This is a genomic window from Vibrio sp. Vb1574, from assembly GCF_033338675.1.
In genome coordinates, this window is sequence record NZ_JAWOTC010000040.1 from 1 (window position 1) to 13,477 (window position 13,477).

Here is a 13,477-nt window from a genome sequence, read left to right on the forward strand (position 1 = left end):
CCTACCCGAGAACAATACGAGCAATTCAAAACGACCGTTACTCGTCACACGATGGTACACGAGCAAATCGCAAGCTTTTTCCATGGCTTCCGACGCGATGCTCACCCAATGGCGGTAATGTGTGGTGTAGTTGGAGCACTTGCAGCCTTCTATCACGACTCTCTTGACATTAACAACGACGAACACCGCGAAATTGCAGCGTACCGTCTGCTGTCAAAAATGCCAACACTGGCGGCGATGTGTTACAAATACTCTATCGGTCAGCCATTTATTTACCCTCGTAACGACCTTAGCTACGCAGAGAACTTCTTGCATATGATGTTCGCAAACCCTTGCGAAGAGTATGAAGTGAATCCTGTGGTTGCCCGTGCGATGGATAAGATTTTCACTCTACACGCGGATCACGAACAGAATGCGTCGACATCAACTGTTCGTCTAGCTGGCTCTTCTGGTGCGAACCCATTTGCATGTATTGCCGCTGGTATTGCATCCCTTTGGGGACCCGCTCACGGTGGTGCAAACGAAGCCTGCTTGAGAATGCTAGAAGAGATTGGCAGCGTCGATAACATCCCTGAATATGTGGACCGCGCGAAAGACAAAGATGACCCATTCCGCTTAATGGGCTTTGGTCACCGCGTTTACAAGAACTACGACCCACGTGCGACAGTAATGCGCGAAACGTGTCATGAAGTTCTCAAAGAGCTAAACATTCAAGACCCTCTGCTAGACGTTGCAATGGAACTTGAGCGCATTGCACTTTCTGATGAGTACTTCGTGTCTAAGAAGCTGTACCCGAACGTAGACTTCTACTCAGGTATCATTCTTAAAGCGATTGGTATTCCAGTTTCTATGTTTACGGTTATCTTCGCGATTTCTCGTACCATCGGCTGGATTGCTCACTGGAACGAAATGCACAGCGATCCACTGAACCGCATCGGTCGTCCTCGTCAGCTATACACTGGCGAAACACAACGTGAGTTTTCTCCACTTCACGAACGTGAATGATCTTTTAGTACGAAGATAGACAAACAAAAGGGTTGAGATTTTCGTCTCAACCCTTTTTTTCTTTTTTGCGTTTAACGTTATTAATGGAGAACGCTAAACCGGATTATCAATATCGATAAACTCCACATGTAGGCCATATTCATCCGCTAGCCATTTGCCTAAGGCCTGAACACCATAACGCTCAGTAGCATGATGACCTGCAGCAAAGTAATGAATGTCCATTTCACGAGCAGTATAAGTGGTGCGCTCTGAAATTTCTCCAGAGATAAATGCATCCAGCCCGTGCTGTACAGCAAGTTCAATGAAATCTTGCCCTCCACCAGTGCACCAACCGACTGTCTCAATCATCTTATCGGTATTCTCTGGAGCAATATGCAGTGGTTCTCTATCAAGAACTTGATTGATCTTGCTCGCAAACTCAGCACCAGACATCGGTTTTTTCAAGCGTCCAAACATGGCTACTGATTGAGGGTGTCCTTCAAGTCCACCTTCTACTTCGATTTCAAGTAAGCGAGCTAATTCAGCGTTGTTGCCTAGCTCTGGATGAATATCTAGAGGAAGGTGATAACCATATAAGTTGATATCATTTTTGATCAGGCTACGAATTCGTTTACCTTTCATGCCACGAATTGGCTCAGGCTCACCTTTCCAAAAATAGCCATGATGAACAAGTAATGCGTCTGCATTAAGCTCAATCGCTTTATCGATTAAGGCTTGAGAGGCGGTTACGCCAGTGATAACACGCTTTACCGCTGATTTCCCTTCTACCTGTAACCCATTTGGTGCGTAATCTTTAATTAACTGCGGTGACAGTTTGTCATTAAGAATCTGTTCTAGCTTTAAGTTATTCATTATTACTTCCAATTTCTAGCGCATGTAAACCTAAATAACCTCTCGATGAAATCAGACCGAGAGTGTGCAACCTAGTTGATACAACAACGTTTTGACATCTGGCACCTTGATATCATTTAGGTATTTAAAGTGTATCTCGAACCCTAATATCGATGCTAGCCACCCTACCCTCAAAAGCAAATTTAGTTACAATAACAAAGCTTGTCGCCTCACCATACATTTAGGGATACGGATGAACCAACTGCAACGCTTTTACCAATGGATCGCCACTTCACCTCCTCTTTTCAAGTTACGCCCTCCGTTTGCAACCTTAGAGGATCTTACGGTAACGCCTTTAAAGAACACTGAGCAATACAATGGTAATCCAAGATTGGGCTTTTTATATCAGCACTTATGCACTGCGGCTCTTTCTAATTCAGAACGATATCAGATTATTGCCGAAGAAATTCAGTTAAACGACGCTGAAGGTAAGACCATTGGTGCTGTCGATTTGGTGTTGAGGAATACAGAATCAAATCAGATAGAACATTGGGAAGTGGCGATTAAGTTTTATCTTCTTTACAACGGCATTTGGTATGGCCCGAATGCTCACGACCAGTTACATGCGAAATTGGATAGAATGCTCACGCATCAACTGAAAATGAGCGATCGCCCGGAATTTCAAAAAATAATTCCTTTAAACGACTCTCCAGAAGAGCGCCTAATGATGCAAGGACGACTCTATATTAATCCGTTTACTCCAGAGCCAACTCCTAAGGAGTGCTTGGGTTATGAATTAAATCCAAGTCAGATTAGTGGTTACTGGTGCTATCAAAGTCAATGGGATTTAATTAGTAAACCCCTTTATCATTTACATAAACCATGCTGGGCGACCGGTACAGACGATTTCTCTCAACCTATTGAAAAGCCTTTAGATCGATTCATACACGCACAAACGGAAGACGGTCAATTCTGGTTTGTGGTACCAGATTCATGGCCCGGAGATAAAGCTGTTCGGGGCACTTAAACATGAAAGGGTTGATGTTTTCACATCAACCCTTTGCTAGATACATTGACCATTGGATGTTTTACAAACCAGCGGCTGCAAACACTTGATTAACGATCTCTTGTGCTTCTGCTTCGATTTGTTTTAGGTGCTCTTCACCTTTGAAGCTTTCACAGTAAATCTTGTAGATGTCCTCTGTGCCTGATGGACGAGCAGCGAACCAACCGTTAGCTGTCGTTACTTTAAGGCCACCAATCGCAGCACCATTGCCTGGTGCATGCGTTAGACGAGCAGTGATCTCATCACCTGCTAGAGTTTCAGCCGCAACCATTTCTGGTGACAACTTCTTCAATACGTCTTTTTGTGGGCCATTTGCTACAGCTTGAATACGGTTGTACTTCGACTCACCGTGCTTCGCCGCTAGCTCTTCATAGTAATCTTGAGGGTTCTTACCCGTTACCGCAGTGATCTCTGCTGCTAGAAGGCATAGCAAGATGCCATCTTTGTCTGTTGACCAAGGCGTGCCATCTTTACGAAGGAATGACGCACCAGCACTTTCTTCGCCGCCGAAACCAAACTTACCAGTGTAAAGGCCATCGACAAACCACTTGAAGCCGACAGGCACTTCACACAGTTCACGACCCAAATCGGCTACTACTCGGTCGATAAGTGCACTTGAAACTAGTGTTTTACCAACAGCGACATCTTTACCCCACTCGTCACGATGACGGTACAAGTAGTCAATACAAACGGCTAAGAAATGGTTCGGGTTCATCAAACCTTTCGGCGTCACGATACCATGACGGTCATAGTCTGGGTCGTTACCAAACGCAAGATCGTATTCATCTTTCAGGGCTAGCAGACCAGCCATTGCGTATGGAGAAGAACAGTCCATACGCACAACGCCGTCTTTATCTAGCGACATGAATTGGAAAGAAGGATCGATCGATTCACTTACTAGCGTTAGGTCTAGGTTGTATGCCTGACCAATTTGACGCCAGTAATCGATACCGCTGCCACCCAATGGATCTACACCAATCTTCAGGTTCGCTTTTTGGATTGCTTCCATATCGATAACGTTCACCAGGTCATCAATGTATGGCTTCACCAAGTCCATCTCTACAAACAGATCCGATGCTTTTGCTTCTGCTAGTGGTAGACGTTTAACACCTTGTAAACCTTCAGCAATCAATTCGTTCGCACGATCTTCGATAGCTTGAGTCAACTCAGCTTCTGCAGGACCGCCATGTGTCGGATTGTATTTGATACCGCCGTCTTGTGGTGGGTTATGTGATGGGGTAATAACGATACCGTCTGCTTTTTCCTCGTGTTTGATGTTGTAAGTCAGAATCGCGTGTGAAATACCCGGTGTTGGCGTGTAACCGTTGTCTTGCTGGACAATCACTTTCACACCATTTGCAATCAATACTTCAATCACACTTGAAAAAGCAGGCTCAGATAGCGCATGCGTGTCTTTACCCACAAACAACGGGCCAATTGTGCCTTGCTCAGCACGAACTTCTGCTACCGCTTGAGCGATCGCTAAAATGTGGTTTTCGTTAAAAGTGTGCTTGTCTGAAGTACCGCGGTGGCCAGAAGTACCAAATTGAACTTTGTGTTCTGCGTTTGCCGCGTCTGGTTGAAGTAAGAAGTAGTTAGCAACGAGTGCTGGGATATTGTGAAGATCTTCCTGCTGCGCTTTTTGCCCAGCACGAGGGTGCATAGCCATGTTTGACATCCTTTCTTTAAATACAAATAAAATTAAAAAAGCCTCATAATATCCGCTCACTGCGACGCATTATGAGGCTTCTATCAGGTTTCTTAGATTGAACCTGTTACTTTTTCTATTAAGTCAGGTTGGAACCCCATGTGTGCCATCACTTGTTCAACCATCTGTCTTTTACGACTTGTATTGTTATTCGTGATAACCCAAAACGGTGTGCCAGGAATGGCTTTTGGCTTGGTCGTATTACCGTTTGCTAGCAAGGTTTCTTCATTATCTGCAAAGTACACGCGTTTGCGTCCTTTTACATTCGTAGCCTGGGCGAAACCTTCTGGATTCAATTTATGTAAGGTCGATAATACCAACATAAAGCGATCAATCGCTTTTTTTAGACCGGCAAACTCATCAGAAATAAGCAGCGAACGCATTTCTTTCACTACATCAACAGATTCCGTTTTACCCGCATCTTTACTTACTACAATCCCTTGTGGCTTCTCTACTACAGGCGCGGCTTTAGCTTCCTGCAACTGACCATCAAGGTTTAAAAGGCGTCGCAAAATATCCGAGGCGCTTTCACCGATATGCTTAGTTTGACTAGCTATATAACGGTATAGATCCTCATCAACCTCAATTGTTTTCATTCGCTTTTCACATTCTCAATGTTTAAACTCTGGGGGATTATAACGAGATCCACGCGGATACTCCACGTTAAACCCATCACGAATAAGATAAAATGTCAGCATTACTCAACTATAAGCAGGAAGGCCAAGGCCAAACAGTTGTTTTGATTCACGGATTGTTTGGTAGTTTAAGTAATCTGGGTCTACTCGCCCGCGATCTTATTAAAGATCACACGGTGATCAGTATTGATCTGAGAAATCACGGCCTCTCTTTCCACTCCGAAGTCCATAACTATACCGATATGGCAAAAGATGTGGCTCAGCTCCTTCAGCACTTAAACGTTGAGCCATCTATTGTTATTGGTCACTCCATGGGCGGAAAAGTCGCGATGGCTCTTGTGGACATTGCGCCAAATGTAGTCAAGCAGTTAGTCGTTCTCGACATGGCGCCTGTTGCCTACACTACGAACCGTCACGATAATGTTTTTAACGGCTTACATGCTGTTATTAATGAAAAACCAGCAAATCGACAGCAAGCCATGGATATCCTAGCTCAACATATTGAACTCGATGGTGTAAGACAATTTCTCTCTAAATCACTGTACAAAAATGGCGATAAGATGGATTGGCGGTTTAACGTACCGAGCCTTTTTGAGAATTATGACCAAATTATTGGCTGGCAAGAAATCACACCAACAGATATCCCAACTTTGTTTATCAAAGGCGGCGACTCTGACTACTTAATGCCAGAACATCAGCCAGCAGTGAAGCGACAATTTAACCATGCTAAAGCACACATTATCGCTGGCACTGGTCACTGGTTACACGCCGAGAAACCGACAGAAGTAATGAGAGTCATTCGAAAATACATTTCGAGTTAACAAATTCGAAAAGCAACACTAGATTATTGAAATAACCCTTCTTGTAGTGCATTAACTTTACCGTTTAACAGTGGTATAGTGCGCCCAAGATTTTTCGGCATGAAGGGCTAAAATGCTTTACGACTATATGGATATGCTCGAGTCTATTGGACTCGATCTTCTTTTTGCTGCTATCTTTTTTTTCATCGGGATGGCGATAAAAGATGTGCTAAAGCAAGGCAATGTACCTGTTTTTGGTCGTCGTATTGTGTGGTTAGTCCTTTTCCTAGGCTGTGCTGGCTTTATTGCAAAAGGTGTAATTCAGCTAACTTGGGAAGGCTCAGGGTTAGGTTAAACCCTTAGTAGCATCGCCAATAACAAACAATGTAAAGGTATAGACTCTATGGCAAGTGTAGGTATCTTCTTCGGTAGCGACACAGGTAATACTGAAGCCGTTGCAAAGATGATTCAAAAGCAACTAGGTAAACATCTAGTTCACGTTCAAGACATCGCGAAAAGCAGCAAAGAAGACATTGATAACTTCGATCTTCTTCTTCTAGGTATCCCAACTTGGTACTACGGCGAAGCACAATGTGATTGGGATGACTTCTTCCCTGAGCTTGAGCAAATCGACTTCTCTACTAAGCTAGTGGCTATCTTTGGCTGTGGCGACCAAGAAGACTACGCAGAATACTTCTGTGACGCGATGGGCACAGTCCGTGATATCGTTGAGTCTAAAGGCGGCACAATTCTTGGCCATACCTCGACAGAAGGCTACGAATTTGAAGCGTCTAAAGCACTTGTTGAAGGTGACGAAAGCCAATTCGTAGGTCTATGTATTGATGAAGACCGCCAACCAGAATTGACTGACGAGCGTGTTGAAAGCTGGGTTAAACAGATCTATGAAGAGATGTGTTTAGCTGAGCTAGAAGGCTAATCAAATTGAATGATGCAAAGACCTCCACTTGGAGGTCTTTTTGTATGTATTGTCACACAGCATCGGTAAGTACTTCCTCTTCGCGATACTGAGGTTTCTTTCTTACATAAAGCTTGCGTTGAACCTCTGAAACCACATTCCCCTGTTTATCTTTTACATGAGTAATAAACTCAGGAAAACACTTTTCTCCATTCCGTGTCATTTGATAAATGTTTTCCAGCATCCCTTCAGTGACCTCAAATTCTGCAAACAAATCACTTTGCCCCGGCTTAATAAAGTTAATGCTTGCCTCTTTATCCCACACATAATATTCCTCTCGTAGAATCCCCATCAGCATCAACGAGTAAATTGGATCAGTTAAAGAGAAAATACTGCCGCCATATTGGGTGCGATTGGCATTTTTATTCCACCAGCGAAGCTTTAAACGTACCTTTACAGTACGGAAGTCTTGAGAAATATGTAAGATTTTAATACCCGCCCCCCAAAAAGGAGGCCAAATATTGAGTGCGAACTTTACAATTCCTGGTTTGTATATCTTCGCTAGTCGCCTATTCATCGCTATCCATGCCCTCTCCAAGCTTAATGTTACATAATTGTAACTGGTCAGAGCTGTAATATAATAGACCTGTTTCTAATTTACAAAAAGATTCTATTAACCCTTTGAAGTTCGTGGTTTAATGTTCCGAACGCTTATCCTATAATGGTAGGAAGATTGAATTCTGTTAAATCGCTGCAGATGATCCAACGGGAAAGTATATGTCAGATAATAATCAGGCGCTGAAGGATGCGGGTTTAAAAGTAACCCTTCCGAGGCTAAAAATTCTAGAAGTACTTCAGCAGCCAGACTGCCAGCACATCAGTGCTGAAGATTTGTACAAAAAGTTGATTGATCTAGGTGAAGAAATTGGCCTAGCAACTGTTTACCGAGTTCTAAACCAGTTCGACGATGCTGGTATTGTAACTCGTCACCACTTTGAAGGTGGAAAGTCAGTCTTCGAATTATCGACTCAACATCACCACGACCACCTAGTGTGCCTAGACTGTGGTGAGGTAATTGAATTTTCTGACGATCTTATTGAAGAACGTCAAAAAGAGATTGCAGCTAAGTACAATGTCACACTAACAAACCACAGCTTATACTTGTACGGCAAGTGTAGCGATGGTGGTTGTAAAGACAATCCAGATGCACACAAACCGAAAAAATAAGGGTTTGTTAATTTAAAAAGTAAACGTCAGCACATGCTGGCGTTTTTTGTTTTTAGAAGTCAGTACCTTAGACGTCAGTACTTTGGTTACAGAACAAAAGCTACTAAACACCCATCTTTTTTATCCACAGTTTTGCACATCTGTATAGCACTCTGTGGGATTAGGTATAAAAAATGCCAGCGTTTGCTGGCATTTTTTCATCGTTCTCAGCATTAATTGAGATTATTGATTCTCAATTTTTGCCCAGGTATCACGTAGACCAACCGTGCGGTTGAATACTAGATTATCTGCTGAAGAGTCTTTCGAGTCTGCACAGAAGTAACCCATACGTTCAAACTGGTAACCTTTTTCTGCTTCTGCGGAAGCTAGGCTAGGCTCGACGAAGCCATTGATCACAACTAATGATTCAGGGTTGATAGTAGAAGCAAAATCTTCCGCTGCGCCTGGGTTTGGCACCGTAAATAAACGATCGTACAGACGAATTTCCGCTGGAAGAGCTTTATCAGCTGACACCCAATGAATAACGCCTTTCACTTTACGACCATCTGCTGGGTTTTTACCTAGCGTATCTGCATCGTAAGAACAGAAGATCGTTGTGATGTTGCCTTCGGCATCTTTTTCAACGCGCTCAGCTTTGATCACGTAAGCACCACGTAAACGAACTTCTTTACCTAGCACTAAACGCTTGTACTTTTTGTTCGCTTCTTCACGGAAGTCTTCACGCTCAATCCACAATTCACGCGTGAATGGCACTTCACGCACGCCCATTTCAGGTTTATTTGGGTGGTTGGCAACTGTCAAGTTTTCTACTGCGCCTGCTTCAAAGTTTTCGATAACAACTTTAACAGGATCCAGTACAGCCATTGCACGCGGAGCGTTCTCGTTTAGGTCATCACGAATACAAGATTCTAATGAACTAAACTCGATCATATTTTCTTGCTTCGTTACACCAATACGCTTACAAAACTCACGAATAGATGCAGGTGTGAAGCCACGACGACGCAGACCTGAGACAGTCGGCATACGTGGATCATCCCAACCATTAACCAGTTTTTCAGTAACTAGCTGGTTAAGCTTACGCTTAGACATCACTGTGTATTCAAGGTTTAAACGACTGAACTCGTATTGATGTGGACGGCTTTCGATCGTGATGTTGTCTAGAACCCAATCGTACAGACGACGGTTATCCATGAATTCAAGCGTACAAATAGAGTGCGTAATGCCTTCTAATGCATCAGAAATACAGTGCGTAAAGTCGTACATTGGGTAAATGCACCACTTATCACCAGTTTGGTGGTGCGTAGCAAAACGCACTCGGTATAAAACTGGATCGCGCATGACCATGAATGAAGAACCCATGTCGATTTTAGCACGAAGACACGCTTTACCTTCTTCAAATTCACCAGCGCGCATTTTTTCAAACAACGCCAAGTTCTCTTCAACAGAACGGTCACGGTATGGACTTGGTTTACCTGGCGCCTTTAGTGTGCCGCGGTATTCACGAATTTGCTCTGGACTTAGCTCATCTACGTACGCTAAGCCTTTGTTAATCAATTCAATTGCATATTCGTAAAGCTTATCGAAGTAGTTTGATGAGTAACATACTTCACCACTCCACTCAAAGCCCAACCAGTTTACATCTTTCTTGATAGACTCAACGTATTCGATGTCTTCTTTTTCAGGGTTTGTATCGTCGAAACGCAGATTACATTGACCCTGGTAGTCCTGAGCAATACCGAAGTTCAAACAGATAGACTTAGCATGACCGATATGCAGGTAGCCATTTGGCTCCGGCGGGAATCGAGTATGCACGCTAGTGTGTTTACCATCCGCTAGATCTTTATCAATGATCTGGCGAATAAAGTTTGATGGACGAGCATCAGCTTCACTCATCTATAGCACCTCAAAAATATTAGTATTGTCAGAGAAAACGGAACCCTGTATCCAAGTATGGTTTCACAGAGTACATTGTTACTAATGATCCACAATTCTAAGCAATTAGACAACAAGAACTCGCTCTAAAACGACAATATTTATCGAGTTAGCGTGAAAGCAAAGCAGATTCAAAGGGCCTAAACGAAAAAAGGCCTCCTGCGGAGGCCTTTTGCGATGTTGTAGTATCAATTGTTTGCAATACCAATAACAAACAATCACACCACTATTAAACAGTTAAGCTGGTAGCTGAACACCACTTAAGTCTTCATCTTTAGATACATTCTTCATCTCACCAGCAACAATCTCTGCTAGTGGACCAAGGATAACTTGTAGGTTGTTTGTACCTAGCTTCACAACTCCCATAGCTCCAAGATCTTTCAGAGTTTTCTCATTGATAACGCTCATATCTTTCACAGAAAGGCGCAAACGAGTAATACAGGCATCGATAGAACTTAGGTTGTCATGACCGCCAAGTGCTTTCAAGTACTGACGAGCAAGCTCTGAAGAATTGCTTGATCCAGCCACGTTAGATGAAGCTTCTTCATCATCTTCACGTCCCGGTGTTTTAAGGCCAAACTTAACAATCACGGTACGGAACACGAAGTAGTAAACCGCAAAGAAACCAAGACCTTGTACAATGAGCATGTACCAGTTTACCGCTAGCGGGTTACGAGTCGACAATACTAAGTCGACTAAACCAGCAGAGAAACCGAAACCTGCAATCCACTGCATTGATGCCGCGATATAAACTGATAGACCAGTCAGCGCTGCGTGAAGAACGTACAGTCCTGGAGCAAGGAACATGAATGCAAATTCAAGTGGTTCTGTTACACCTGTAAAGAATGAAGCAAACGCAGCTGCAATCATGATAGATGCCACTTTCTCTTTATTCTTTGATTTCGCAGTATGGTACATCGCTAGAGCAGCGCCTGGTAAACCAAACATCATGATTGGGAAGAAGCCCGCTTGGTACATCCCCGTAACACCTACCGTTGCCGTGCCTTCAGCTAATGATTTCGCACCGCCAAGGAAGTTTGGAATGTCATTAATACCAGCAACATCAAACCAGAACACTGAGTTTAGTGCATGGTGCAGACCAACAGGAATTAGAAGACGGTTGAAGAATGCGTAAACACCTGCACCTGCTTCACCCATACCTTGAATGCTTTCACCAAAACTTACCAGACCGCCGTAAACTGATGGCCAAACGTACATCAGGATGAACGCAATAACGATACCAGCAAAAGACGTTAGGATCGGTACAAGACGCTTGCCAGAGAAAAACGCCAGTGCTTTGTGCAGCTCTACGTGAGAAAAACGGTTGTACAACTCAGCAGAAACAATACCAACCAAGATACCGACGAACTGGTTATTGATTTTACCAAATGCAGCAGGTACTTCACTTGGGTCAATGCCTTGAATTTGTGATACTGCACCAGGGGCCAAAAGCGTTGTGACAACTAAGAAGCCCACGAAACCTGAAAGTGCAGCGGCGCCATCTTTGTCTTTAGACATTCCGTAAGCAACACCAACAGCGAACAATACTGACATATTGTCAATGATCGCTGCACCAGCTTTAATAAGAAATGCAGCAAGTGCACTGTTTGCGCCCCAGCCATTTGGGTCGATCCAGTAGCCAATACCCATGAGTATTGCTGCTGCAGGAAGTGTGGCAACCGGCACCATAAGCGCCTTACCCACCTTCTGGAAGTATCCGAGAATGTTCACCTTAAGTTCCCCCTATAGGATTAGATGTTATGTTGAATGACTTATTTCAGCCGTCCAATTTAGTCATCCTAAGTTTATGATATTAATTTTGCTCCGCAAATTAAAAGCTCACCGTTTGTGATCATAATCACCACAATTTGCCCTTTCGGAAGGTTTTTGCTAGCGAGATCATAAAACTTATTTTATTATACGAAAAAATGGCGTTTTAAAGATAATATTCTCGCACTTTATGCAAGGCAGAATCAGTGTTATTTTGGTATCTAGGCGGGTAAATCACTGTAACTTTGCTCTGAAAAAGAATCATAAAAAACCATACAATTATTACTTTTCAGTTAGTTACTATGACAATAACATCGATAAAACGCGACTTGCTGTATGTGACTCGTTATCTAATTCAGTGATACAAACTAAGTACCCATATGACTGAAGCAGTCTCTACTTAGATAACGATATAGAAATTGAATTCTCATCTATAAGGACTAGCTGACTATGTACGCGCTAAGTAACTGTAAAATTTATACCGGTAGTGATGTTCTTACCGATCATGCGGTCATCATCGAAAACGATCTTATTCAATCTATTGTGCCGGTTTCTGAGCTACCTCAAAGCATCGAAGTAAAAGACCTTGCAGGCGCTAATCTAAGTCCAGGCTTTATCGATCTGCAGTTGAACGGTTGTGGCGGTGTAATGCTAAACGATGCAATTACCCCTGAAACCATGCAAATCATGCACCAGGCAAACCTCAAATCTGGCTGTACTAGCTTCCTGCCAACACTCATTACATCATCTGATGAAGATATGCGAACTGCAATTGCCGCAGCTCGTGAGTACCACAACAAATATCAAAATCAATCGCTTGGTTTACACCTCGAAGGTCCTTACCTTAACGTCGCGAAAAAAGGCATCCATAACGTCGATTTTATTCGCCCATCAGACGAAAGCATGATCGACCTTATCTGCGCAAACGCCGATATCGTAGCGAAAGTAACACTAGCACCTGAGCATAACGACCCAGAGCATATTGCGCGATTAAAGGCTGCTGGCATCGTGGTTTCAATTGGCCACACAAATGCAACCTACGCCGAAGCACGTAAAAGCTTTGAAGCAGGCATTACTTTTGCTACACACCTCTTTAATGCAATGACACCAATGGTTGGTCGTGAACCAGGAGTTGTTGGTGCAATTTACGATACTCCTGACGTTTATGCTGGCATTATTGCTGATGGTTTTCACGTCGACTACGCAAACATCCGAATTGCTCATAAAATCAAAGGTGAAAAGCTTGTTTTGGTGACGGATGCCACAGCTCCAGCAGGTGCTAACATTGATCACTTTATTTTTGTCGGTAAGAAAGTATATTACCGAGATGGTAAGTGTGTTGATGAAAATGGCACGCTAGGCGGCTCAGCTTTGACAATGATTGAAGCAGTTCAGAATTCAGTTGAGCACGCGGGGATCGCTTTAGACGAAGCTCTACGAATGGCCACGTTATACCCAGCAACAGCAATTGGTGTTGAGGATCGCCTTGGCCGAGTTCGAAAAGGGATGGTTGCAAACCTGACTATTTTCGATCGTGACTTTAAAGTAAAAGCGACGGTTGTTAACGGACAATACGAGCAAAATTAA

General features: G+C 43.3%; 13 protein-coding genes. 7 read left to right on the plus strand and 6 right to left on the minus strand.

The genetic code is table 11. The features are described 5' to 3' along the window. The coding region (locus tag R7O12_RS19090) for a citrate synthase (RefSeq protein ID WP_318074770.1) at window positions 1–1,005 on the plus strand (1,005 nt) is incomplete at its 5' end. A 93-nt stretch (window positions 1,006–1,098) separates the two neighbouring features. On the opposite strand, the gene R7O12_RS19095 is transcribed toward R7O12_RS19090, so the two are convergent. Continuing rightward, entirely contained in the window at window positions 1,099–1,857 is a 759-nt protein-coding gene (locus R7O12_RS19095) for a Nif3-like dinuclear metal center hexameric protein (RefSeq protein WP_139060338.1), read from the minus strand. A 232-nt stretch (window positions 1,858–2,089) separates the two neighbouring features. Between R7O12_RS19095 and R7O12_RS19100 the strand changes: the two genes are divergently transcribed. Continuing rightward, window positions 2,090–2,863, plus strand: a complete 774-nt coding sequence (locus R7O12_RS19100; RefSeq protein ID WP_318105037.1) for a DUF1853 family protein — start codon at window positions 2,090–2,092, stop codon at window positions 2,861–2,863. Window positions 2,864–2,924: 61 nt separating this feature from the next. Here the strand turns inward: R7O12_RS19100 and pgm are convergent, their stop codons facing one another. Together pgm and seqA are read right to left on the minus strand one after the other, a co-directional pair. Then, window positions 2,925–4,571 carry a phosphoglucomutase (alpha-D-glucose-1,6-bisphosphate-dependent) gene (gene pgm, locus R7O12_RS19105; protein WP_318105039.1) on the minus strand — a complete coding sequence of 549 codons (1,647 nt, stop codon included), beginning with the start codon at window positions 4,569–4,571 and terminating at the stop codon, window positions 2,925–2,927. Window positions 4,572–4,663: 92 nt separating this feature from the next. After that, window positions 4,664–5,206, minus strand: a complete 543-nt coding sequence (gene seqA, locus R7O12_RS19110) for a replication initiation negative regulator SeqA (RefSeq protein ID WP_005382149.1) — start codon at window positions 5,204–5,206, stop codon at window positions 4,664–4,666. 92 nt (window positions 5,207–5,298) lie between these two features. Here seqA and R7O12_RS19115 point away from each other — a divergent pair, with 92 nt between their 5' ends. The 3 genes from R7O12_RS19115 to fldA all read left to right on the plus strand — a co-directional run bounded on the left by R7O12_RS19115 (window position 5,299) and on the right by fldA (window position 6,982). Further along, the gene (locus tag R7O12_RS19115; protein ID WP_017819953.1) at window positions 5,299–6,066 is read left to right on the plus strand and encodes an alpha/beta fold hydrolase; all 768 of its coding nucleotides are present in this window, start codon (window positions 5,299–5,301) and stop codon (window positions 6,064–6,066) included. Window positions 6,067–6,178: 112 nt separating this feature from the next. Beyond that, window positions 6,179–6,400, plus strand: coding sequence for a DUF2788 domain-containing protein (locus R7O12_RS19120; RefSeq protein WP_005393038.1), 222 nt, complete (start codon window positions 6,179–6,181; stop codon window positions 6,398–6,400). Between the two features lie 48 nt (window positions 6,401–6,448). Further along, window positions 6,449–6,982 (plus strand): flavodoxin FldA, encoded by a 534-nt coding sequence (gene fldA, locus R7O12_RS19125; protein ID WP_005382146.1) that lies wholly within the window; start codon window positions 6,449–6,451, stop codon window positions 6,980–6,982. Between the two features lie 52 nt (window positions 6,983–7,034). On the opposite strand, the gene R7O12_RS19130 is transcribed toward fldA, so the two are convergent. Then, window positions 7,035–7,538 carry a DUF4442 domain-containing protein gene (locus R7O12_RS19130; protein WP_005382144.1) on the minus strand — a complete coding sequence of 168 codons (504 nt, stop codon included), beginning with the start codon at window positions 7,536–7,538 and terminating at the stop codon, window positions 7,035–7,037. A gap of 200 nt (window positions 7,539–7,738) precedes the next feature. Between R7O12_RS19130 and fcrX the strand changes: the two genes are divergently transcribed. Then, window positions 7,739–8,188 (plus strand): ferric iron uptake transcriptional regulator FcrX, encoded by a 450-nt coding sequence (gene fcrX / locus R7O12_RS19135; RefSeq protein WP_005382141.1) that lies wholly within the window; start codon window positions 7,739–7,741, stop codon window positions 8,186–8,188. Between the two features lie 222 nt (window positions 8,189–8,410). Here fcrX and glnS read toward each other — a convergent pair whose 3' ends face one another. Continuing rightward, entirely contained in the window at window positions 8,411–10,081 is a 1,671-nt protein-coding gene (gene glnS / locus R7O12_RS19140; RefSeq protein ID WP_005382124.1) for a glutamine--tRNA ligase, read from the minus strand. A gap of 276 nt (window positions 10,082–10,357) precedes the next feature. Further along, window positions 10,358–11,851, minus strand: coding sequence for an N-acetylglucosamine-specific PTS transporter subunit IIBC (gene nagE, locus R7O12_RS19145; RefSeq protein WP_005384985.1), 1,494 nt, complete (start codon window positions 11,849–11,851; stop codon window positions 10,358–10,360). 489 nt (window positions 11,852–12,340) lie between these two features. Here nagE and nagA point away from each other — a divergent pair, with 489 nt between their 5' ends. Then, window positions 12,341–13,477 (plus strand): N-acetylglucosamine-6-phosphate deacetylase, encoded by a 1,137-nt coding sequence (gene nagA / locus R7O12_RS19150; protein ID WP_005384983.1) that lies wholly within the window; start codon window positions 12,341–12,343, stop codon window positions 13,475–13,477.

Excerpts from the sequence above, each read along its gene's own strand:
- R7O12_RS19095 (WP_139060338.1), bottom strand. The coding sequence starts at position 1,857 with ATGAATAACTTAAAGCTAGAACAGATTCTTAATGACAAACTGTCACCG.
- R7O12_RS19100 (WP_318105037.1), top strand. The coding sequence starts at position 2,090 with ATGAACCAACTGCAACGCTTTTACCAATGGATCGCCACTTCACCTCCT.
- pgm (WP_318105039.1), bottom strand. The coding sequence starts at position 4,571 with ATGGCTATGCACCCTCGTGCTGGGCAAAAAGCGCAGCAGGAAGATCTT.
- seqA (WP_005382149.1), bottom strand. The coding sequence starts at position 5,206 with ATGAAAACAATTGAGGTTGATGAGGATCTATACCGTTATATAGCTAGT.
- R7O12_RS19115 (WP_017819953.1), top strand. The coding sequence starts at position 5,299 with ATGTCAGCATTACTCAACTATAAGCAGGAAGGCCAAGGCCAAACAGTT.
- R7O12_RS19120 (WP_005393038.1), top strand. The coding sequence starts at position 6,179 with ATGCTTTACGACTATATGGATATGCTCGAGTCTATTGGACTCGATCTT.
- fldA (WP_005382146.1), top strand. The coding sequence starts at position 6,449 with ATGGCAAGTGTAGGTATCTTCTTCGGTAGCGACACAGGTAATACTGAA.
- R7O12_RS19130 (WP_005382144.1), bottom strand. The coding sequence starts at position 7,538 with ATGAATAGGCGACTAGCGAAGATATACAAACCAGGAATTGTAAAGTTC.
- fcrX (WP_005382141.1), top strand. The coding sequence starts at position 7,739 with ATGTCAGATAATAATCAGGCGCTGAAGGATGCGGGTTTAAAAGTAACC.
- glnS (WP_005382124.1), bottom strand. The coding sequence starts at position 10,081 with ATGAGTGAAGCTGATGCTCGTCCATCAAACTTTATTCGCCAGATCATT.
- nagA (WP_005384983.1), top strand. The coding sequence starts at position 12,341 with ATGTACGCGCTAAGTAACTGTAAAATTTATACCGGTAGTGATGTTCTT.